The organism is Streptococcus sp. SP8 (genome assembly GCF_030440045.1).
Taxonomy (GTDB): Bacteria; Bacillota; Bacilli; order Lactobacillales; family Streptococcaceae; genus Streptococcus; species Streptococcus parasanguinis_I.
Genome location: NZ_JAQFJL010000007.1, coordinates 13,198 through 37,044, shown reverse-complemented (window position 1 = coordinate 37,044; position 23,847 = coordinate 13,198). Strand labels below are relative to the sequence as shown.

Sequence of the window (23,847 nt, the reverse complement as noted above, 5' to 3'; positions counted from 1 at the left end):
TGATATAATAAAACCTCGCCTGATCGGCGAAGCACATTAGAAAGGGTATTTATGAAAAACATTCGTTTCTTTACGATCGGCCTTCTTTCACTAGTGACACTAGCCGCTTGCTCACCTGCCAATTCTGCGCAACCAGCAAAAACAGCTTCTAGCTCTAGAAAACCGATCAAACAATCTTCTACCAAAGCATCATCTAGTAGATCGTCTAGCACTTCTTCAGACAGCACTAGCTCAGATGATTTTTCAGGTCGCTTCAGCTTGGATCCAGATGATGGCGCATCTCTCCAATATGTGCCAGGAGCTGCATCCATTCCTGAGATCGAAAAGCTCAAGAACCTCCACCCTACCACCGGTTTTGTATTAAGAACCGAAGATGGACAAGAGGTTGGTGGGCCAAAAGAAAGAAGCAGTTACGATGACGTAGTTGCGGCCTTTGGTCAACCCGTAAGTAGCACAGACAGTGCGAATCCTGGCGATGGGGTCAATGTTTGGGCAACAGACAATGGCGATATCATGGCTTTCTTCCGCAATAATGTGTTAACAGATATCACCTTCCGACTAAGAGGGGGCGATGCCAACCACCAGTCTACTAGCAGCATTTCCAAATCCGATACACCAAAAACGGCCCTCGAACGTCTCGGAAAACCCTATACCATTATGCGTTCAGAAAATGGGACCAGCTATGTCTATAAAGATAGCAACGGAGATGAATCTAGCTTTTCTACACAAGGAAATAAGATCTTCAATGTTACGTCTGCTGCAGAAACCAAGCAGTTAAAAAAAGATCACTGGCCTGGATAAAAATCAATAACGATCCATACAAAGAACCCTCCAAGTTTTTCTTGGAGGGTTCTATTTTTCTTACAATTCAGCAATTTGGTTCAAATTCACTTCTGCAACCGTATCGTTACCGAACATAGAAATGACCATTTTCACCTTGTTGTTATCAATTTCAGTGATCTTACCAGTATAGTCTGTGAAGGCACCGTCGATGATACGAACCGTATCGCCCACCTTGACATCCAAATCAAACTCTTGAACGGTTTGACCCATAGAGAGCAAGATGCTGCGGATTTCTTCTTCCAATAATGGAGTTGGTTTTGAACGGTTCCCGTGTGATCCGACGAAACCAGTAACGTTCGGTGTATTCCGAACGACAAACCAAGCTTCATCTGTCATGACCATTTCAACCAAGACATAACCTGGGAAGCGGTTTTCTTCGATTTCTTTGGTTTTACCGTTTTTCTCAACTTGTACGGTTTGAGTTGGAATCTCTACGCGCAAGATGTTTTCTAACATATTGTAAGTTTGCGCACGTTGCAAAAGATTCTCTTTTACCTTGTTTTCATATCCTGAGTAGGTTTGTAGTACAAACCAGCCTTTATCAAAACTGTCCATTTGGGCATCCTTTCTTTCTGTTTAGCCTGCTCGAGCTTTTGTGAACATACTAAAAAAAGCCTCTTGGCTTTCCTTTCCCTAGCTTCATTATACCACATTTTGCAGGAATTCAAAGAGGTTTGCTGATTTATTTTTAAGAAAAAACCGCAAAAAGTGGGACCCTGGGGATCCCACCTGGCTTCTTTTCTTAAAAGAAATTGATCATGTGCAATAGGCCACGTGCAATGACTTTGTCAAACAAATAAATCAATGCAACAAAGAAAGCGGTGTACTCAATCACTGAGATAAAGTTTTTCCATCTTTCCTTGCGATTTGGCCAAGTTGTATCTTTTAGTAAGACGAAAATATCTTTAATGAATTTCACAACTCTCTCCTATCGTGTTTCTTTATGGATGGTATACTTGCTGCAATGCTTGCAGAATTTATTGACTTCTAGACGTGTTGGTTTTGGCGTCCCACTCAACTTAATGGAGTAATTGCGTGACCCACAAACCGTACACGCTAGACTTGCTTTTTTTAATGCCATAACGCCTCCGTTCATCCCATTATAGCAAGTTTTCCACGTTTTGACAAGAACAGAAAATCTCCTGTCAAGAAAAAAGCAAATCTAAAGCGTTATCACTCTGGTTTTTTCCTCATTTTTGGTAAAATAAAACAAAAGGAGACGAATATGAAAAGTGATAACCTAAAAGAAAGTAGAAATATCGAAGACCGTCGAGGGCAAAGCTACTCCCAGTCTTCAGGCAATAGTAATCTTGGCGGAGGCATTTTACAGATCTTACTATCGCCGGGGAGCTTCAAAAGTAAGATCGTCCTCATCCTTCTTCTGGTTCTTCTAGGAGGTGGTGGCGCTAGCCTTGGGGGTCTCTTTGGAAATGGGACTTCTTCCCAACCTTACCAGTCCACCCAAGTCACGCGCACCAACAAGACCCATGTCGACGATGCAGATGCCGAGTTCGTCAGCAAGGTCCTTGGAACAACAGAAGATCATTGGCACAAGGTCTTTCAAGCTGAAGGACGTACTTACCATGAGCCCAAACTAGTCTTCTATACCGGACGGACACAGACAGGCTGTGGGGTTGGGCAAGCATCGGCTGGTCCCTTCTACTGTCCGACCGACAAAAAGATTTATTTGGATATGAGCTTCTACAAGGAATTAACAACCAAATACAAGGCTAGCGGGGACTTCGCCATGGCCTACGTGATCGCTCACGAAGTCGGCCACCACGTGCAAAATGAGCTGGGAATCCTTGGTAAATACCATCGGATGCAACAAGGTCTTTCTGAAAAGGAACGAAATGCCATCAGTGTCCGCATTGAGCTACAAGCTGATTATCTAGCCGGTGTCTGGGCCCGCTCCATTCAAGACCGAAACCTTCTAGATATCGGCGATATCGAAGAAGCCATGAATGCAGCCCATGCAGTCGGGGATGACACTCTCCAAGAGCAAGCCTACGGCTACTCGGTACCAGATAGCTTTACCCACGGAACTTCAGAACAGCGCATGCGCTGGTTCAAACGGGGCTACCAGTACGGGGATCTCCAACACGGCGATACCTTTAGCTTGTCAGATAGCGAACTCTAAACAAAGGTCTATTCAGAAATCCTTCTGAATGGATCTTTTTAGAATATAGACAAATTGCATTTTACATAAAACAATCTAAGTAACGTTGAAAAATTAAAATAATTAATACTATTAGGATCATTTCAACAGAAACTTTCCGCTGTGAGAAAAGTGCTAGAAACACTATTGTTTCTAGCACTCGGGAGTTTTGGAACCTTAGGTCCAAAACTAAGTCATGGAACTTCTTCGAAGTTCGCTGACGTCCGTACTCACCTAAGGAAAGTTTCTAAGAAGACTTTGTCTTCAATCTGCAAAAAACGATTCAGAAATTCTTCTGAATCGTTTTTTGATTAGAAACCAAGCCAGCCTTTGAAGGTATCCCAAGCGTTTTTCGCTTTTCCTGGGATATCGGCCTCGTCGATTGCTTTCTTCGCATTATCGACCATATTCGACGCTTTTTCTTTGACATCCTCAAAGAAACCTTTGTCTTCTTTGCTGTCTGTTTCTGTCGTTTCTTCTCCAACTGGTGCAATGCCGTTTTCAGCATAAGAGTTCTTCACCGAGTCAAACTGAGTACCGTCTGTATAAGGCAGAACACTATTGGCAACATTACGGAAGATCTCGGACGCCGTTCCAGCACTACTGTCCGTCAGGTAGTGATTTTCATCGGTCGTTGGGAAACCAAGCCATTGACTGATGACCACATCTGGTGTGTAGCCGATCACCCATTGGTCTCCAGAGAGGTCCTTGTTAAAGCTGGTCTCTGTCGTACCGGTTTTCCCTGCCATGGTATAGCCATAAGGCGCAGCGTTAACCCCTGTACCATTACTGAAGGTACCAAGCATCATATTGGTCATCTTATCTGTCGTTGAACCACTAAGCACTCGGGTTGATTTCTGGCTGTGGCTCTTGACCACTTGGCCACTGGCATTTTCGATCTTGGTAATGAGGTGGGCATCATTCATGACCCCTCCATTGGCAAAGGTTCCATAAGCTTGGGCCATCTGCATCGGATTGGTCGTCACACCAGCTCCCAAGGCAACTGCAAGCGATTTTTCCACCTTGTCCATGTTGAGGCCGAATTTTTTCCCGTACTCAAAGACCGTATCGAGACCCAAATCATTAGCCGTCGCTACGGCTGGAAGGTTAAGGGATTCTGCCAAGGCCTGGTACATCGGTACCGTTGGGCTAGACTGGATTCCCGCATAGTTATTAACCTCATAGCTTCCATATTGGGTGGTACTATTGTCCAATTCCTTATTGGTCGACCAACCTTCAGCAACAGCTGGGCTATAGACAACCAAAGGTTTGATGGTTGATCCTGGACTACGGGCAGCCTGGGTAGCGTAGTTGTAGGTACGGAAACCTGGATTTTGATCGCTTCCGACACGCCCTACGAGAGCCCGAACCCCTCCGGTCTTAGGATCGAGGGCGACACTACCAGACTCTGCGCGCGTGCCGTCTTCCGCTACTGGGAAGAGGGCCGTATTGTCATAGATCACCTGCATGCTTGCTTGGTAATTCTGATCCAGCTCGGTGTAGATCCGGTAGCCATTTTTGACAATGTCTTCTTCGGTCAGGCCATATTCATTGACCGCTTCATTGATGACCGCATCAAAATAGGATGGGTAGCGGTAATCCTCTGACTTGCCTTCATAGGCATCGACCAGCTGTCCATGGATATCCACAGCAGCCGACTGATCAGCCGTTTTCTGGTCAATATAGCCAGCCGCCACCATATTTTGGAGGACCGTATTGCGGCGATTGGTCGCATTCTCTACCGAATAGAGCGGGTTATAGATTTCCGGTCCCTTGAGCATACCTGCGAGAACCGCAGACTGATCCAGACTTAATTGACTGGCTGAAACCCCAAAATACTTCTTGGAAGCATCCTCAATACCCCAAACCCCATTTCCAAAATAGGCATTGTTGAGGTACATGGTGAGGATCTCTTTTTTACTGTATTTCTTATTGATTTCAAGCGCTAGGAAGAATTCCTTGGCCTTGCGCTCTACCGTCTGGTCCTGAGACAGGTAAGCATTCTTGGCTAGCTGCTGGGTGATGGTCGACCCACCACCTGAGCGACCCAGGGTCAAAATCGCTAAGAAGAAGCGACCATAGTTGATCCCGCTATTCTTGTAAAAGCTCCGGTCTTCTGTTGCGACCACGGCATTTTGCAGATTCTCACTAATGGCATCGAGTTCGACATAGGTTCCTTTTTGCCCGGTCAAACTTCCCGCCTGGTCCCCATTCTTATCATAGATAATGGTGGTCGCCTTCAGTGCATTCTGCAAATCCTTGACGTTGGTCGTCTTAGCAAGGTAGAAAAGATAGCCCCCTGTCAAGAGGCTAAAGCCTAGCCCAATGATCAGGAGAATCTTGGTCAAATGGAATCTGCGCCAAAAACGACGGAAGGGGTGTTGAGAGAGAGGCTTGCTTCTATGCTTGCCTGAGCGACTATAGGTCGGCTCTACTGTCTCTTCCGGTAGTTCTGTGTCTGGCACTTCTTCTGCCACCGCTTTGGGCAGATGATCCTTTCTAAAAAAAGTGATCAGGTTTTCAAATAATTCTTTTATTCTATTCATACCTGTTATTGTAACACCTTATCCTTGTCCTAGCAAGAAAAGATAGCTCCTCGCTATTTCTTATTTAGTTTTCTTTAAGCTTAGATTTTGCTACAATAGGGTCATGAACTATCAATTTACCATTCCACAATCCTTTCCCCAGATGACTGTGAAAGAGCTCCTTGAAGACTACTTCCTCATCCCCCGTAAGATCCGGCATTTTTTACGAGTCAAGAAGCACGTCTTGGTCAATGGCGAGACCATCAACTGGCAGAGCCCCGTTCAAAAAGGAGACCAGATCCAGCTGATCTTTGACGCGGACGATTACCCTGAAAAAGAGCTCCCAGCCGGAGACCCGAGTCTGGTCGAAGAACTCTATCAGGATGAGCATGTCATCATCGTCAATAAGCCCGAAGGTATGAAAACCCATGCCAATGAGCCGACAGAAATTGCTCTTCTCAACCATGTTTCCAGCTATGTTGGATCTACCTGCTACGTCGTGCACCGCTTAGACAAGGAAACCAGCGGAGCGATTTTATTTGCCAAAAATCCTTTTATCCTGCCCATTCTCAACCGCATTTTAGAAGATAAAAACATCCAACGCGAGTACTGGGCCTTTATCCAAGGCAGCTTAGCACAAAAAACTATCGTCTACAAGGATAAAATCGGACGCGATCGCCACGATCGGCGCAAGCGCCTGGTCGATCCACGCAAGGGACAGTATGCAGAAACTCAGGTGACGCAACTGAAAAAAATCGGACGAAACAGCCTGGTCAAATGCCAGCTCAAAACGGGGCGTACCCATCAGATCCGGGTTCATCTCTCCCATCATGGCCACCCGATTGTCGGGGATCCTCTCTATAACCCTGCACGCGGAGAGCGACTCATGCTCCATGCTCACCGCTTGACCTTCACCAATCCATTAACCCTTGAAACCATCCAAGTCGAGGCCCCTTCCAAGAGTTTCGAAGAAGGGTTGAAAAAATAAGAAAAGAAGCCTGCGGCTTCTTTTTTTTATTGATAGCGAGGAGTTGCAAATCCACGGATATTGCCATGTCCGATTCGGTAGGTATTGCGACGGACTTGGTTGTTGGAGTTTCCTTCAATGGTATGAATGATTCCGTTTGAGACGCTTTCGACAATTCCGATGTGATCCGCAAAGCCATTGTTTTGTTGGCTATTTTGATCCCAGTTAAAGGTGATGATGTCCCCTGCTTTTGGTGTAGTGGTACCATCTTCATTCCAGATGCCCAAGCGTTTGAAGATCTGGATGTGACGTTCGACTCCACATTCACGACCAATCAAACCGCTCAAACCTTCCCGCTGGAAGACTGTTGTGACAAAGATATCACACCAGTCATCGGTCGTCTTCACTGCATAACCAACTGGAAGTGGTTTGACACTGTTGTAATCATTGACCAATTGATGGTGAGCTGCAGTGCCGCCACGAACGCCCACTAGACTAGCTGCTGCCCGTAAGACACGGTCCCGTTGCCCATTCGTTACACGAGGATTAAAAGCAGTTTGATCTACTGTCGCACGAGGATGAAGGGCTGTTTGACCCAGGTTAAAGCCTTCAACGCCACCATCGACATAGTCCACATAGACGTGGGTGGTATAGTTACCTGATTGGTACTGGTGATTTGCTGCAGAGACCTGCACTTCTGTGTGCATACCAGAAGGTGCTGTTGAATACCAGAAGAGATTTTCCTGATGAGCTTGAGACCACGCAGCGACACGGATGTTCTTAATCCGACGTCCCTGAGGCGCTTGATCCACCGTTACCGTAAAGGTTCCAGCACCAGAATTAACATTCTTGATCCCTGTTTGTGTCTTTGTCTTAGCATTTCGGAATTCGACTTCTGTCGTCGTGGTACCAACACCCACACGAGAGCCATCATTTTGGATGTAGTAGAGGTGGATATGGTACTTACCAGTAGAGTTCTTGTGATCGCTGGCTTTAACAGATACCTTGTAGTCTCCGTTCGCTTGACGAGTTGCTTCATACCAGCGGATATCGTCTTGGCCGTCCTTATCCGACCAAGTTGGGACTTGCACAGTTCGCACACCTTTAGGATTGTAGACATCCTTAATGATGACGTCAAAGGTACCTGTATCCTTGTTGTTGTTTTGGATTAGGATCGTACCAGAACGGCGGGCTTGACGCACTTCTGTCGTAGTTTCTGTAATATAGCTTCGTTGATTATTTTGATCTACGTAATAAACATGGACATTGTACTTACCATCCTCATTTTTATGATCTGAGGCTTTAATGGTCGCACGGTAGCTGCCATCACTTTGAAGGACTGCTTTATGCCATACCAGGTCATCAGGCCCGTTTGAATCTGACCATGTTGGGATCAGAACTTCTTTCAAACCAGTTGGAGCTACAACATTACGAATAACGGCATCAAAGGTGCCTGTTACAGTATTGTTGTTCTCAATTGTGACAGTGCCACTTGGTTTGACTTCACGTACTTCTGTCGTAGTCTCTGTGATGTAGGCTTTTTGATTATTTTGATCTACGTAGTAAATATGAACATTAAATTCACCTATGTCATTCTTATGATCAGATGCTTTAATGGTTGCACGGTAGCTGCCATCACTTTGACGCACTGCCTTATGCCAAATCAAATCGTCCTGACCATTTTTGTTAGACCAAGTAGGGACTAAAACTTCTTTCAAACCAGTTGGAGCGACTACATTGCGAATAACGGCATCAAAAGTACCTTTCTCAGTATTGTTATTCTCAATCGTTACTGTGCCACTTGGTTTGACCTGATGAACTTCTGTAATTGCCTCTGTCACATAACGTCGATGATTATCGGCATCAATGAAATGTACATGAACGTTGTATTTCCCACTATCGTTCTTATGATCGCTCGCTTTAATAGTTACACGATAAGAGCCATCAGCTTGGAGAGTTGCCTTGTGCCAGATAAGGTCATCTTGACCACCAACCAAACTCCATGATGGAACTAAAACCTCTTTTAGACCAGTCGGTGCAACAATTTTGCTAACAACCGCATCAAAGGTGCCTGCTACTGGGTTATTGTTTTCAATCGTCAGAACACCACTTGGTCGAACGTAATCAACCGAAACTACTTGTTCAGCGATATAGTGGCGTTTACCAGAGTTATCAACGACGTATGCATCGGCACGGTAGTCTCCTTTATTCCCTTTATGCTCACTCGCCTTAATCGTTACGCGATAGCTACCATCAGTTTGCTTAGTAGCCTTATGCCAAATAAGATCATCTTGACCATTTTCAAGACTCCATGATGGTACCAAAACCTCTTTCACACCTTCTGGGGATATGATATTGCTGACAACTGCATCAAATGCACCGGTAGTTTGATCATTGTTTTCAATTGAGAGAGTACCACTCGGTTTCTGTACTTTTTCTGTTGGTATACTATTATCTTCTGCTTCTATCACTCGTGCCCGTGCGCCGTAGGGAGCACGACTAGCTACCACGGCAGGTACTGGATGCTCTGATACAACCTTGTCGCTAGTATCCTTGTCAGAAGACTGGTTATTGCTAAGAGTCGGTGTATTAGGTGCTGTCTCTACTCCAACAGCATTTTCTGTCTGAATACCTTTCTCAACTCCCACTCCTTCGCTTACAGTATTCTGAGCTTCTGATGAAGTTGTTGTTGCAACGACAGCTGATGTTTTTTCTGGTGTTTGATCGGACGCATGTTGCTCATCGGCTTTGACTTGTTGTGTCGAAAAAGCCAACAAAACGGCTGTCCCAGCATAAAAAATAAGATCTTTCTTTTTCATGTATCTTCCCTTACAATTTTTTTACGGATTGTACCCACATAGTAGTATTATAGCACAAACCGCCGGATCAAGAAACAATATCATTAGAAGATTTTATCCTGTTTTTAAAGAAAACAGAAGGCCAATTTGGCCTTCTGATCAGCTTATGCAAAAATAGAGAAGAAAGGTGCTCCAAGCTTGTTATCCATCGGATCCTTACTCTTAATAGAGTGAAGATAATTGATAGAGTACCAGCCGTTGTTGCCGCTATTATATGGATCGCGTACATAGGTTCTTCCATTGTCATAACCATGCAAGACCAACTCATGGGTATAAGGATCGCTAGTAAATTGGCTATTGCCTACCGCAGCAAGTACATGCTTGCCAGCCATGAGGGCTTCTGCAATGCTTCCAGCTCCATTAATCAATTGGCTCTTCAAGCCCCAGTTACGAGTGGCAGCTACAATCCCATCAGAATCTGTTCCTGCTTCACCTTTGTTAAATGAATCAGTATTGTTGTAGAGATAATCAGCCACTGTTGTTGGCAAAACAGTTCTGCCAAGAATATCTGTGAAGGTCATGGCAAGAGAGGTTGGCACACAACCTGACTGATCGACATTGCTCACACCGTAATATTTCCCAGCCCAACGAGGATCACGTTGAGAATAATAGGTTGTTTGTGGATTCACCTTTTGATTTCGTGGAGTCAAGGCTGTCTGACCGAGGTTAAAACCTTCAACTCCCCCATCTTTGTAGTCCACATAGACGTGAGTGGTATAGTTGCCCGCTTCATTACCGTGATTATTGGCAGAGACAGTGATCTCTGTGTGCATACCTGTCGGCGTTGCGGAATACCAGTAAAGATTTTCTTGATGAGCTTTAGACCAAGCTGCGACACGAATATTCTTAATCTGACGACCTTGAGGGGCTTGATCTACAGCTACTGTATAAGTCCCGTTCGTTGCATTGACATTCTTGATAGCAGCTTGCGTCTTGGTCATGGCATTTCGGAATTCCACATCTGTAGTCGCGGTGCCAACACCTACGCGAGAACCATCATCTTGAATGTAATAAAGGTGAACATGGTACTTACCAGTAGAGTTCTTGTGATCGCTCGCTTTTACAGATACCTTGTAGTCTCCGTTCGCTTGGCGTGTTGCTTCATACCAGCGAATATCGTCTTGGCCATCCTTATCAGACCAAGTAGGAACTTGCACAGTCTGCACCCCTTTAGGGCTATAGACATCCTTGATGATGACATCAAAGGTACCTGTATCCTTGTTGTTGTTGACAACCGAAATGATTCCCGTTGGTTTATCATGCTTAACGGTTACAACTGTTTCAGTAACATAATGACGGTTGTTATCATTATCAACGACATAAAGGTCTGCACGATAATTCCCTAGTGAGTTTTTATGATCACTCGCTTTAATAGTCACTCGATAACTTCCATCTGCTTGACGATTTGCCTTGTGCCATACAAGATCATCCTGTCCGTTTTCAAGGCTCCATGATGGAACTAAGATTTCCTTTACACCAGTCGGTGCCACCACATTACGAATAACCGCATCAAAACTACCAGTTGAAACATTATTGTTTTCGATCGTTAATGAAGCAGTTGGGCGTGATTGACGAACGTCAACTACTTTTTCAGAAATATAATGACGATTGTTGGAATCATCTACAATGTAGGCATCAGCACGGTAATTACCAGTTGAATCCTTATGATCCGTTGCTTTGATAGTCACACGATAAGAACCATCTGCTTGACGCGTTGCCTTGTGCCAAATGAGGTCATCTTGGCCACCAACCAAACTCCATGATGGAACTAGAACTTCTTTTAGACCAGTCGGTGCAACAATATTACTAACAACCGCATCAAAGGTACCTGCTACTGGGTTATTGTTTTCAATCGTCAGAACTCCACTTGGTCGAACGTAATCAACCGAAACTACTTTTTCAGAAATATAATGACGATTGTTAGAGTTGTCGACGATGTAAGCATCGGCACGATAGTTTCCTTTATCGCCCTTATGCTCACTTGCCTTAATCGTTACGCGATAGCTACCATCAGTTTGCTTAGTTGCCTTGTGCCAGATAAGATCATCTTGTCCATTTTCTAGACTCCATGATGGGACTAAAACTTCCTTAACACCTAGTGGTGCTGTGATATTAGTGATCACAGCGTCGAAAGTCCCTGATTTAGCATTATTATTTTCAATAGTAAAACTTGCTTTAGGTTTTAACTGCTCAGGTGCCTTACTAATGAATACTTGAGTCGAGGTTCCGCCAACACCTGTCAATTGCCCATTGTTTTGAACATAGTAAAGGTGGACATTGTAAAGACCGGTTGAGTTTTTATGGTCCGCTGCTTTTACATTGACGGTATAGGTCCCATTTGCTTGACGGTTGGCTGTGTACCAAACAAGGTCATCTTGACCACCTGTTTCTGACCAGATTGGTACAGAAACTGTTCGAACTCCATTTGGCGCCTTAACATTTGAGATGACAACGTCAAAGCGTCCCGCCATGGTATCGTTATTGACAATGTCAATTTTCCCACTTAAGCTGCCTTCTGTCGGGTCAGCTGCGGGTTTTGCGTTCGCTGTAAAGCGACCTGTATAGTCCACACTGTGGTCAAAGAGGTGTTTTCCTGGAAGCAATTCCGCTTGAGAAGTGAACTGCCAAGCGCCAGCTTTCCCATTGTAACGCAAGCTTTTCGCATCGTTTACAGACAGTTTTGGAGAAGGATATTGCGCAACCCAGAAATTCTGAAGGCCAAATTGAGCGGTGTTGACTGGACCTTTCTTGCGAAGATTGTTTTCATCCAACCAGCTGGCACTGGTGTAGAACATCAAGTTGGTGTAGCCATTTTTACGCATTTCGTCAGCCCAAGCTTGGGTGGTGCGGTTGATGTTTGACTGCATCTTGGCATCCTCAAAGTCATTGACCATGAGGGTGTTCTTTGGAAGATTCAAGCGTTGCGCCGCTGCGATATAGAACCGTGCTTCTGCACGCGCTGCTTCTTCAGAAGTATAGCGAGAGAAGTGGTAGGTCGATACTTGCAGACCAGCTGCTTGCGCATTGCGAATTTGGTTCTCCGCATTCGGGTTCTTGTACCAAGTATCTTCTGTCAATTTGACAACGACACCACCCACGCCCTTATTAGCTAGGGTACGGTAGTCGCCAATACTAATATCTCCGTTGTGGCTACTCACATCAACGAATGATTTTGGTTGAACGGCCACATCCGTCGAGCGACCAGCAGGAGCGTGAGCACCTGTGTTAAAGAAGGTCGTCCTTCCTGTATCAGACGGAAGAGGAGTTTCTTCTTTCTCAGTAGTCGATGCTTCCGTAGTCTTCTCTACAGATGGGGTCACACTTTCTGAAGCAGTGGTCTTGCTTACAGGTACCACAGCTGGTTCGGTCACATTTGCTGGTGCTGTGTAGTTGCTTGCGACTGGTGCGACTGACTTTTCAGTAGTTGCTACTTCTGGCGCTGTTTCAGCTTGGACTTGATTGCCTTCAGTAGTAGCGACTTCTTTTGAAACCAGCTCATCTGCACTGACTCCCTGAGCAGATACAGCCATCAAGACTGCCGCTCCGGCATAAAAAATAAGATCTTTCTTTTTCATATAAACTTCCCTTTATACAAATTTTATACGTTAATCATTTTACCACACGGTTTCAGCGATGAAAAGTTTTATACGGCGAATTTTTAAAATTAGTGATATTTTTTTGAAAAACTAAAAAAGAAGTCCGTCTGACTTCTTTTGATCTTATGCTAAATGATTTAACGCCGTCTTTAAGTAGTGACCATCTCGGATTTCCTGACCAACACGCTTGGCATTGTCCACCAAGTCTTGGTAATCAGCATCTGAAAGATTGTCGATTGTCTCCTTCAAATCATGGAGAGACTCTACTGCAATCCCGCAGCCCTTCTCAAGCACAAAATGAGACAAGGCTGACTGTTTCCACACGACAAGCGGGAAGCCCGATGCTAGATAAAGCGACGCCTTGTGGGAGTTGTTGTAACGGAGGTATTCTCCAAAAAAGCCACTACAGGTCTCAACGCTATCTCCATCCCAGACCAGACCAAAACCGCCCTCAAGGGCTGCAGGAAGTTCATCCGGTAGGAAGGAACCAAAGTAGGTTTCATTTGCAAGCGCTCTACTCTCATCAAAGCCAACACCATAAAGGTTATAAGACGGTGCTTCTGGAAGAGTATAAAGATAACCAGCTTTTTCCTTGGCCAAATTACCTGCCACAATTATCGGCTGGTCTTTTGTTTGGCCACTCTTTTCTTGAAAATCTGGAATCAAATAGTCAAAAATACCAAGGCTGACAATCTTGTCTTCTACAACCCCTTTATCCACTAAGACAGATTTCATAACCGGGTTGTGAGCAATAATTCCTGTAACACTACGGAACGTATCACTTTCAGTTAGTTTCATCCGTAACTTCATCCTAAATGGTAAGGTTTTATCATTCACAAAACGCAGTGTTTCCAAATCATGAACTAAAAAATAGACGTCCGTACCCCTGTTTTTAAGTTTTTTTAGTAAATGGTTAAGAAACAAAGAATGATGTAACAAAGGAAATTGAATTATGATCTCATCATTTTTCTTTAGGTCTTTGAAAGCTCTAAAGAGAGCTCTATATTTATGAATTTGTGCCCTAAGAACATTCATTTGATACCAGTCATCCACCAAAACTTTCAAAGGAGAATAACCTAATTTATTTAAAATGGCTTCAACGTCATTACGTGCTTTATTTCCCGCATTTTTAGCATTATTGTCGTGTAAAAATTCTTCTTTTAAATAGTATTTCATCTTTTACTTCTCATTTTTCATACGTTGATTTTTTAGGATAATATTCATTTAAAATTTGCTTGAAATGAATGATGTTTTCTTCCCTAAAGTCCCCATCATCATTGACACAAAGCAGTTTTTTACGTCTATCTGTAAAGATAGATTCCAGCTTATCCACTTGATTTAAACCAATTGTTTCTCCGAAATTTTTAGACATAGGATAAAACTGATTACTTTCAATTTGCCAATTAGAACAAACGTATTGATTGACGTCTACTCCATAGTCTCTAATTTTATTTCGTGACGTTTTATCTAATGTTGCTCCCTCAATTTCCCACAAATGTGCCAAAGTACTCTTCTTCATTGGAACAGGTAAATGTTGGTTCACGTATCCTGTCGGACCCCAAGGCAAGAGTAACAAGTTTTTCAAAACCAAGGAACCATAACGGAAATTAAAGAATTTCCAAGGCGAAGATTTCAAAGCCTTCTTATTAGGAAAATGCCGATAGATTAATTCAACGTTATTGTGATAAGTGTTCGTAAATGGTGACCATGGAACTAAAGCATCGTATACTGCTAAAAGCTTGGGTTGACCATTTTTATAAAAATCTGAAGGTTGACTATCTCTAATCAAGTACATATCATCATTGAAATACAAATAGTTCTCCGACAATCCTTCAATCCGATGAAGATTAAGCTCAATAGCCGCTGAATTATAGGTAGGTAGATATTCATTAGGCATAAATTCCTTATGAGTGACCAATTTAAGTTTTGGATGCTCCAAATTTAACCAGTCAGGCTTTTGCCCGTTGGTAATTAGATAAACATTATTCACCCAAGGAGCATGCTTTTCAATCATTCGAAACCAGTAATTAAAAATACCGTAATCACGATAACGTTGCTCTCCGTCGATTTCTTGGTCTATTTTTGACATTTGACCTGTCACGGCTTGTTTCTCGCGGATAAACTCAGTATCACTTCCGTCGACCCAAAGAACCACGATATCAATTTTTTCTTGTGTCATTTAATAAATTCTTTCTCAACGACTTCTAGAGCACGCTCAATAACCACATGCATATCGTAGTATTTATAGTCTGCTAGGCGTCCACAGAAGATGACCTTGTCATTTTTGGATGCTTCTTCTTGGTACTTGGCAAACATCGCATTATTCTTTTCATCATTGATTGGATAGTAGGGCTCATCGCCTCGTTTCCAATCAGCTGGGTATTCACGGGTAATCACCGTCTTCGGTTGAGTCCCATACTCAAAGTGCTTGTGCTCGATGATCCGAGTGTATGGAATTTCACGCTCGGTGTAGTTGACCACAGCATTACCTTGATGATTTTCCTCATCCAAAACTTCGTGTTCGAATCGAAGGCTACGATATTCCAACTCTCCATGCTTGTAGTCAAAGTACTGGTCGATCATCCCTGTGAAGACAATTTTTTCAGCTGAAGCTTCCAGTTCTTCACGATTAGCAAAGAAATCAACGCCAAGCTCTACTTCTACATCACCCAGCATGTTTTCAATGATGACATTATAACCACCAATTGGAATCCCTTGGTAACGGTCGTTAAAGTAGTTATTATCAAAGGTCAAACGCACTGGGAGGCGCTTAATGATGAAAGGAGGCAGGTCTGTTGCAGAACGTCCCCATTGCTTCTCCGTATAGCCCTTGATCAACTTTTCATAGATGTCCAGACCAATCAACTTGATCGCTTGTTCTTCCAAGTTCTTAGGCTCAACATCTTTCATATCCGCCGTTTGCTCCGCAATCTTGTTTTTGACTTCTTGAGGAGTCTTTGTCCCCCACATGGCATAGAAGGTATTCATGTTGAAGGGAAGATTGTAGAGTCTGCCCTTGTAATTAGCTACCGGTGAATTGATATAGTTGTTAAATTCAGCAAATTGGTTGACATAATCCCAAACCTTTTTGTTTGAGGTATGGAAAATGTGGGCACCGTACTTATGAACATTGATTCCTTCAACTTCTTCACAATAGATATTACCACCAATGTGGTCCCGTTTATCAATCACTTTTACTTTTTTGCCACGCTTGGTTGCCTCATGAGCAAAAATTGCCCCCGATAGACCAGCACCAACAATCAGATAATCGTACATAGTTGTCTCCCTATTTTTTTATTAATTGCTGTTTCAACTCTTTCACATTCACTACCTTGAAGAGTAAAATCAAGGTTCCATAGATGATCCCACCTAGGCCAGCATATAGAACGACATTCAGCGTCGGCGAAAGGTGGACGATGAACTTGACTAGTAGCAAAAGACCATACATGAGGCCTGAAGCGAACACAATCTTCATCATTGAGCCCATAATCGGCACTTCTTTAAGATAAGTTCGTGTGAAGTAGAGTTGAATCCCCCATACCAAAGCTTCTGTCAACACTGACACAATCGCAGCTCCAATAAAGCCCAGTTTTGGTAGGAAGATGAGATTCAATCCGACACTGACAATGGCAGGTACAGTAGTCGAAATCATAAATTCTTTATTTTTATTGTGAGGGATTAGAATTTGAATCCCCATGATATTGGTCCATCCGATAAAGAACATTCTAAAAATCATGATGGCAATGGCATAACGCGCATCCTGGAAGTCCTTCCCTAGGAAGAATTGAACAAAATCATCATTGACGATTAGCATACCGGCAATAATCGGGAAAATGACCAAATTATAAATCAAAAAGGACATTTGGTGCATCTTGTTAACAGCCTTTTGGTCCCCTGAGGATAAGAGGCTCGATACCCGAGGCAACATGACGCTGCCCAGTGAGGTCACCAAGGTCAACAAAATATTGACGAGTTTTAAGGCTTGGTCGTAAATCCCCACATCCTTTGTAGAGGCGAGAGCCCCAAGCATGGTCCGATCCAAGGTGACATAGAGGGAAATGGCGATCTGCGGTAGAAAGAGCAGAATGACCGGCTTTAAATGTACCCGTGCATAAGCCATATCAAAATGGGCTTTCCCAATGAACTCCCGAGCGGGTAGCCACATGCTGAGCTGACCTAAGAGCTCAAAGATGGTGAGCAAGAATACGTAGAGATACAGATCATTGGCAGATTTGACAAACAAGAAGATGGAGATGACTCCAACCAGTTTGACCGTGATATTCCGAACCGTAATCTTGCGAAAATCTTCTAATCCCTGAAAAAGCCAGGAAATATCGAGTCCCTTTGAAACCAAACTGAGTCCTAAGATATAGGCCACAGGGTTTTGCATAGAAGGAAGGGTTAGACATAAAAGAACATAGAGGGTAAGGGATAAAATCGTAGCCCCCAACTGAAGGGTATAAATCCCCCAGAAATTCTTTTGAATATCTTTCCGGTGTCCTGAAATCTCCTTAGTTCCATAATTGGCCACTCCTAGCGTCGCCAAAAGGAGAAAATAAGTAACAATGGAGTTGAAATAGCCATAGGTCCCCAAGTCATTTGAACTAAAGACCCGCGTCACATAAGGGGTGGTGATAATCGGCAAGATAATCACCAGTAACTGGTAGGAGAGATTATAGGCGTAATTTTTAAGAACTTTCATGATCATTCAATTCTATCTTTTATTTTGTATTGAACTGGCACAAGGCTAGCAAAAAGTGTAAAAATAAAAATATTATATCCTGGTCTTATCCAAAAAGCTTCTATCATACAATTAATTGTAATAAGCGATAATAAAGCTAAGAATAGGAACATACCCTGTTTATAAATTCTCTTTGATGCAAGTACATAAATCAATACCAGTAATACTACAGGAACAACTCCGTAGTAAAATAACATTTGAATATAAGAGGAATCTACATAGTTATAACTGTATACTGATTCTGTTGTGCCACCATATCCTATAAACTTAACCCCGGTTGCTCCAAACAAATGTAATCCATAGGTCTCTATTGCATTTTTCCCTAAAAATAACCTCATACTGAATAAGTTGTTCAAACTCACAAATAATGAAGAAGACCAGGTAAAGAAATACGATAAGTAAAACATTAAGAAAGAAAATATAGCTGCAAAATAAGGTAGGATCCCATAAATTTTAAATTTTCTTTCTTTAGTAACATACATAACAATAAAAATGACAGTTGCTACAAGTACAGAAAGGGCATTTAACCTAGCATCACAAAATTTGATGATAAAAAATGCTAAACTAATACCTACCAAGGTTCGTAGTATGATGAACCTTTTCCGTAGTACATATCCCCAAGCAATAAATAAATAAAAACAGTGAGACGCAAAGTCAGTTGGATAAATGAAACCAAAGGAATTTCTAATCACAAGGCCAGACGAACGGACCTGAGCAAATTGTAAATTAGGAATAACTCCCAGAATTGAAAGTAAGAACACTCCGAACACTATCGTTCCTGACACAATAACGTATGTTTTTAAGATAACATCAATATCTGCATCATATAATAACAAAATCAATAATGAATAAAGTAGGAAATTAGTCCCGCCCGTATGCATGAATACGACAAAACTTGTTAGTAGTAATAAAATAGCAGTTAAGATATAAAAGAACGTGAATTTTTTTATATACAAAAATCTAAAACATAATAATAATGAAAAACAGATTAATAAAACAACCGGAAGGTTTGGGATTATTCTGTTTAACATTGTTGTCATAAGAGTATCGTACCCAACAATGAGAGTCAATACTAGAATAACCAAAAGGTTCTCAAACTTAATTTTTAACATAATCCCTTTTTCTCTTAATAAAATAGCTACACCTATTTAAAAGCAATTTTACGTAAAATTGGATTCATTTTCATTTTTTCAATAAAGATGACTGTCCGAAATTTTCTTTTGGTGAGAAGATCAATACTCAATCTTCTAAGAAAAGAAGAAATATTTCGCTGTCTCAATAACGTCTTATAAGACCCAATAATTTGATTCCTGTTTCCTGAAAAGATATCGTAAAAAGCTTTATTATCGATAATAGATCGCAGTAATTTTATCTTTTCTTTCCTTCTCGCATTTAAATTAGAAATTTGAAAGGTTGCACTTACAATGATTTTTGTCTTAATTTCTTGAATTAACGTAGCATCTTCTAGTTGGAACTTTTTAAGTAATTTTTGCAATATTTGAAGTTCATCTAATTGAATTTCAATTCTTCTAGGATGAAAACTCGTCAGTGCAGAACCACTTCTACCTGCAATATAATTATAAAGAGTCGAATCAATAAAAAGAATGTTATCTAATTGTTGATAAACTTGGAAATTAAATAAAGTATCTTCTCCTATTGGTTTACTAGGAAACTTAATATTATTTTTTAGAATGAATTCTTTGTTATAGATTCTCGACCAAACATTATACATCATATCAGTTTTGAAAAGCTCTATAAATTTATTTCTAAATTCATTCTTTCCAAGAAGACCACAATGCGTATAAAAATGAGGGCGACAAGACAAAATAGTGTCCTTATTTTCTTTAATTTCATTGTAGCCAAAACAAAGAACATCCCATTTATCATTGAGGTTAGGAAATATTTTTTCAAAGAAATCCTCAGATACGAAGTCGTCTGGGTCCATAAAGTATAAATAATTCCCCCCCGAGAGAGAAATACCTAAATTCCTCGCTTCTGCCACTCCGTTATTTTCAATGTGACTAACAAAAATATTCGAAAAATTACTTTGGTACTCATCACAAATCGCACCACTTTTATCATTTGAACCATCATCAATTAGCAGAATTTCATATGTGATTGATGACGGTTGCAAAAGTATTGAATCTAGGGCTCTTTTTAAATAACCTTCAACATTAAATACGGGAACAATAATGCTCAAATCTATATTATCCATTAACCCTTCATCCTTAATTTATGACGAATAAACTCTAGTGTCCATTTCTCTTTTTTAAACTTCTTTAAAATTGTTGATTTAACATATGCCCAATAGAATTTATTTCTTGTTACTTCTAAAAACTCTTCCTTAGAAATCTTCTCTCCAATAACTAATTGATTTGGTATAACATAAAATGAATCTACTAGTCTAAACTCAGGACACTTAATCACTCTCTTTTGAAAATGTGCATATAGAGGACGATTAATCTCTATATTACCATCGATTAAATTTATTGATTCCAAACCATTTTCCTCTGACCAAAAATAATAGCGTTTAGGTTCATTTTCACCATATTCTCGAAATGAGAAATGACTAATATCGATATCATCAAAAAACTTATCTTGCAGTTGTTTGAAATTACTTTTTTCAAAAATCTTTTGGATACCGTTTGCCTCATCAAAAATAAAACTTTGCTCATTAGTGAAGACATTTTGATAATCCAATCGATAGTTTAAACCTTTACCAGACATAAATATACGATTAACTTCTTGTGAATTTTTAAATATTTGGAGGTGACCAAAAAGGCCATATCGAGCATAATCATTCTCAAAAAAGCTATGCTTTTCCAGAAATTGATAAATATCACCAAGTAAGACATCTGTATCACAAAATCCCCAGTAATCATACTCTTTTAATTCTTCTTCAAAAATAAGCCCGTAAGCAACCCTATAGTCACATAATTTGTAAGGTGTTTTGAGAGAAATTTTAAAATCAAACTTAGACTGGATTTTTTCTCTTAAATCATCAAAAGAAAGAGTTACAAATTCTATATTTTTAGCATTTAAAATTTCAAATTGGTCAACCTTTTGATCCGTATAAATTAAGAAATCAATTTTTTGATTACGTTTAGCAGTCAACAAAAAATAAGGAAAAAAGGTTGGAAGTTTTCCAAAATATGGAATAATTAGTCTTATCTTTTTCATTTAGTTAGATCCTCTCCACCTTTATTCAGCCAAGTTACAACATTAAAATAGCGATGATATGTTTTCAAGTCGATGCCAACGTGTCCTTGCTTTTCAGCTGATTTGAAATGAACTAAGGAAGGTAAATCACTATAATTCTTTGAAGAGAAAATAACCTTACTCTTGTATGGAAGCTCTTCGAACTCTTTCATCAATTCATAAGTACAAGCATCATTGTCATTGAACTTGAAATATAAATGATCCCAATGAATTCTTTCTAAACGACGGTTCCATTTTTGAATTGCTTCTTCCTCATCTGCATAATGCAGGAAATGAAGTTCAATATCATCAAGGAATGCTAGAGGATAGGCATTATCAAAGTCTTTGATATATTTTGATTCCTTAACAAATTTCAAAGGGATGTTTCCGCTCAAATAATGTTTTAAATTCTTAAGCATCTTAATGTAATCAGGTGAAAAGATAAACATCCCTACAAATGGCGTTTGGTAAGGTAAACCCAATTCTTGATAAACTTTTCCTGCCCAACAATTATCACAAATAATCGTGAAATTCTTATTCTTGAGTCTTCGCCGAGGAATAAAGTTAATAATTGGATAAACGATTGGTTTTAATTTGTTCTTAATTGTTTCAGTATTCATCTTAATATTTCTTATACAGCTCCGAAAAATTCAGAATATAACTTTGTAATGAGAAGAGTTCTTTTTGACGTTTGACCGATGCCTTACCAAATTGCTCTCTCTTATCGGTATTGTTAGCTAATTCTTGAATAGCCTTAGACAATTCTCTAGGCTGATTCGGTGTAGCAAGAAGACCGTTTTCGCCTTCCTTCACCATTTCACAGACACCGCCATGACGGTAACCCACTACAGGTTTACCACAAGCCATGGCTTCTAGCACGACTGTTGGTAATGGATCTGGATTGATACTTGGCAAGACAAAGATATCAAACATATTATAGAGTTCTGTCGTCTTGCTATAATACTCAATCCGCTTGATTTGGCTAGCTACTGGTGAGTCTGATATAGCCTTTTCCAACTCATCCACGCGCCACTCTTCCCCTTCAAATGCACTACCTGCTAAAAAGGCTACTGCTTTTGGATTAGACTTTAAGATTGGCCTCACAGCTTCTAGGAAGTCTCCTTGCCCTTTCCAGGCATTTACTCGACCAACCATTCCAATAACCAAGGCATCCTGTGCGATACCAAACTGGTCACGGACCGCGCTAGCATCCATCTCTTGATAAACAGCATTGTCAACACCATTATAGATGACTTGAACTTGGTCATTTTTGACAAAACGAGACTGCTTGACATGATTAGCTACAGCATTTGAAACTGTCACAATCTTATTCGCATAGCGCCCCATCAAAAAGTTGATAAAATCTGAAATGGCTTTTGGTTTGACAATAATTTCGTGCACATGCCAAATCAAAGGAAGTTTTAACTTCCACTTGAGGTAAATTCCTTCAAGAACCGCTGTGGTGTTGTTGTGAACAAGGGTAATCCCATTTTCTTTAGCATATTGAGCAATCTGTTTGGAGTAACGGTTATAAGAGCCAAAGTACTCAAGAATCCCTTTTGGATTAAAATATTTCCGGCGCAAGATTGGGTAATCAATGACTTTAACCTTAGCACCGACATCTTCTAGAGCACCCACTAAGACACCGTCGTTGGGTAAAATAACGTGTGCTTCAAAAGCATCTTTATCCAATCCTTTAATAAGCTCCAACAAAACCTTGTCAGCACCATACATTTCTGCACCAGCATGGAGATATAAAATTTTCTGCATTTCTAACCTTTAAATACTTTCTCGTAGTCTGTGACAATCTTTTCCCAAGTAAAGGCTTCAGAGATACGTTTACTTGATTTTTGATTAAGGTCTTCGATAGCTTGTACAGCCAATTGCTCAGCTTGATCAATGACACTTGCTAATTGATTTTTCTTCCAATAGAGAGCACCATCTTCACCTACTTCGCGGTTGAAACCAACATCTAACAACAAGTTGAGCTTGGTTGATTCCAAAGCTTCAAGAAGAGAGGGGTTGGTCCCGCCTACCTCATGACCATGGAAATAGGCAAAGGCATTCTCACGAATGTATTTGAGCAATTCTTGGTCATAAACAGTCCCTACAAACTTCACTCGGGGATCTTGATCAAATCCAGTATCTTTACGCAACTGTTCATAGAACTTGTTTTGTTCTACATTGGTAATCAGAACAAAATCTTTTTGGGAGTTTGACTGCATAAAGCCACGAATCATGGCCTCATAGTTGTTTTCCGGTACAAAACGTCCCACAACAAGGTAGTAATCCCCTTCAGTAACTTGCTTATCTGCAAACCAAGTCCGTACTTTCTCGTCTTCTTTACTCAGGATAGACTTGCTTGTATCGGTTCCATAAGCAATATAGGTCGTCTGTGGTTGATACTTAGCGTAATCCTTCTGAATATAGGCTTCGATATTCTTGCTGTCACAGATCAAAAGGTCGGCATGTTTGACCATGAGTTGTTCAGAAAATTTCCAGTATTTGCGAACTGGAAGACTCCACTTGGCCCGAAGCCACTCATGACCATCCGGATTGACCATCAGAGTCCCTCCGATAGCCTTGATTTTCTTTTTAATTTTTGAGATAAAAGGACCAATCCGGCAAGCTAAGACATAGAAGATCGGAGCCTGGTCTTTGTTTTCTTTTGCGATTTCAATGGCCTTGTTGAGGGCTGCAATATCATAAGCAATGGCACGCGCAGGACCGATATTAGGGACATCAATGTTGTAACAGATTGCACCGTTATGCTCGAAAGTATCTGCAGTAATCCCTGATTTGGCTGAGTTCTCCCGCATACAAGCTACATAATACTGGATATTTTTATCTTGTTGGAATTCCGTCAACTTCTCAACAAAGGTCTCAAAACCACCATATTTTGCTGGAATCCCTTTGGAACCAACGATATAAATTGATTGTGTCATTTTTCTCCTAACATGG

The 23,847-nt window shown here is 41.1% G+C and carries 19 protein-coding genes; 3 read left to right on the top strand and 16 right to left on the bottom strand.

Annotation, left to right across the window (positions count from 1 at the left end; all coding sequences use genetic code 11):
• Positions 1-51: 51 nt before the first annotated feature.
• Positions 52-801, top strand: a complete 750-nt coding sequence (locus PCY11_RS06485) for a hypothetical protein (RefSeq protein WP_070846138.1) — start codon at positions 52-54, stop codon at positions 799-801.
• Between the two features lie 60 nt (positions 802-861).
• On the opposite strand, the gene nusG is transcribed toward PCY11_RS06485, so the two are convergent.
• The 3 genes from nusG to rpmG form a co-directional block, all read right to left on the bottom strand.
• Positions 862-1,398 carry a transcription termination/antitermination protein NusG gene (nusG, locus tag PCY11_RS06480; RefSeq protein WP_003002077.1) on the bottom strand — a complete coding sequence of 179 codons (537 nt, stop codon included), beginning with the start codon at positions 1,396-1,398 and terminating at the stop codon, positions 862-864.
• A 187-nt stretch (positions 1,399-1,585) separates the two neighbouring features.
• The gene (secE, locus tag PCY11_RS06475) at positions 1,586-1,762 is read right to left on the bottom strand and encodes a preprotein translocase subunit SecE (protein ID WP_003002261.1); all 177 of its coding nucleotides are present in this window, start codon (positions 1,760-1,762) and stop codon (positions 1,586-1,588) included.
• 9 nt (positions 1,763-1,771) lie between these two features.
• Entirely contained in the window at positions 1,772-1,924 is a 153-nt protein-coding gene (gene rpmG, locus PCY11_RS06470) for a 50S ribosomal protein L33 (RefSeq protein WP_003009043.1), read from the bottom strand.
• 144 nt (positions 1,925-2,068) lie between these two features.
• On the opposite strand from rpmG, the gene PCY11_RS06465 reads away from it, so the two are divergent.
• Positions 2,069-2,983 (top strand): neutral zinc metallopeptidase, encoded by a 915-nt coding sequence (locus tag PCY11_RS06465; protein ID WP_003009045.1) that lies wholly within the window; start codon positions 2,069-2,071, stop codon positions 2,981-2,983.
• A 329-nt stretch (positions 2,984-3,312) separates the two neighbouring features.
• Here the strand turns inward: PCY11_RS06465 and pbp2a are convergent, their stop codons facing one another.
• The gene (gene pbp2a, locus PCY11_RS06460) at positions 3,313-5,547 is read right to left on the bottom strand and encodes a penicillin-binding protein PBP2A (RefSeq protein WP_070846136.1); all 2,235 of its coding nucleotides are present in this window, start codon (positions 5,545-5,547) and stop codon (positions 3,313-3,315) included.
• 103 nt (positions 5,548-5,650) lie between these two features.
• On the opposite strand from pbp2a, the gene PCY11_RS06455 reads away from it, so the two are divergent.
• Positions 5,651-6,514: an RluA family pseudouridine synthase gene (locus PCY11_RS06455; RefSeq protein ID WP_301362594.1), complete on the top strand. Its 864-nt coding sequence runs from the start codon at positions 5,651-5,653 to the stop codon at positions 6,512-6,514.
• A gap of 26 nt (positions 6,515-6,540) precedes the next feature.
• On the opposite strand, the gene PCY11_RS06450 is transcribed toward PCY11_RS06455, so the two are convergent.
• From PCY11_RS06450 to cps2T, 12 genes are all read right to left on the bottom strand, one after another.
• Positions 6,541-9,312, bottom strand: coding sequence for a GBS Bsp-like repeat-containing protein (locus PCY11_RS06450; protein WP_301362593.1), 2,772 nt, complete (start codon positions 9,310-9,312; stop codon positions 6,541-6,543).
• A 143-nt stretch (positions 9,313-9,455) separates the two neighbouring features.
• Complete coding sequence (locus tag PCY11_RS06445; protein ID WP_301362592.1) at positions 9,456-12,926, bottom strand: GBS Bsp-like repeat-containing protein; 3,471 nt, start codon at positions 12,924-12,926, stop codon at positions 9,456-9,458.
• A gap of 144 nt (positions 12,927-13,070) precedes the next feature.
• Positions 13,071-14,123, bottom strand: a complete 1,053-nt coding sequence (locus PCY11_RS06440; protein ID WP_070846130.1) for a sugar transferase — start codon at positions 14,121-14,123, stop codon at positions 13,071-13,073.
• 10 nt (positions 14,124-14,133) lie between these two features.
• Positions 14,134-15,126: a stealth family protein gene (locus PCY11_RS06435; protein WP_070846129.1), complete on the bottom strand. Its 993-nt coding sequence runs from the start codon at positions 15,124-15,126 to the stop codon at positions 14,134-14,136.
• The gene (gene glf, locus PCY11_RS06430; RefSeq protein ID WP_045760006.1) at positions 15,123-16,223 is read right to left on the bottom strand and encodes a UDP-galactopyranose mutase; all 1,101 of its coding nucleotides are present in this window, start codon (positions 16,221-16,223) and stop codon (positions 15,123-15,125) included. The genes PCY11_RS06435 and glf overlap by 4 nt, the downstream gene beginning before the upstream one ends.
• Positions 16,224-16,233: 10 nt before the next feature.
• Complete coding sequence (locus PCY11_RS06425; RefSeq protein WP_070846154.1) at positions 16,234-17,649, bottom strand: flippase; 1,416 nt, start codon at positions 17,647-17,649, stop codon at positions 16,234-16,236.
• A gap of 2 nt (positions 17,650-17,651) precedes the next feature.
• On the bottom strand, positions 17,652-18,800 hold the full coding sequence (locus PCY11_RS06420) for a polysaccharide polymerase (protein ID WP_070846127.1): 1,149 nt from the start codon (positions 18,798-18,800) through the stop codon (positions 17,652-17,654).
• A gap of 32 nt (positions 18,801-18,832) precedes the next feature.
• Positions 18,833-19,903, bottom strand: a complete 1,071-nt coding sequence (locus tag PCY11_RS06415) for a glycosyltransferase (RefSeq protein WP_045760008.1) — start codon at positions 19,901-19,903, stop codon at positions 18,833-18,835.
• Positions 19,903-20,868: a DUF6625 family protein gene (locus PCY11_RS06410; protein WP_045760009.1), complete on the bottom strand. Its 966-nt coding sequence runs from the start codon at positions 20,866-20,868 to the stop codon at positions 19,903-19,905. Before PCY11_RS06410 ends, PCY11_RS06415 begins: the two co-directional genes overlap by 1 nt.
• Positions 20,865-21,506, bottom strand: coding sequence for a DUF1919 domain-containing protein (locus PCY11_RS06405; protein WP_045760010.1), 642 nt, complete (start codon positions 21,504-21,506; stop codon positions 20,865-20,867). Before PCY11_RS06405 ends, PCY11_RS06410 begins: the two co-directional genes overlap by 4 nt.
• A gap of 1 nt (position 21,507) precedes the next feature.
• Positions 21,508-22,656 carry a glycosyltransferase family 4 protein gene (locus PCY11_RS06400; RefSeq protein WP_070846125.1) on the bottom strand — a complete coding sequence of 383 codons (1,149 nt, stop codon included), beginning with the start codon at positions 22,654-22,656 and terminating at the stop codon, positions 21,508-21,510.
• A 2-nt stretch (positions 22,657-22,658) separates the two neighbouring features.
• Entirely contained in the window at positions 22,659-23,831 is a 1,173-nt protein-coding gene (gene cps2T / locus PCY11_RS06395) for a beta 1-4 rhamnosyltransferase Cps2T (RefSeq protein WP_070846123.1), read from the bottom strand.
• Positions 23,832-23,847 lie beyond the last annotated feature (16 nt).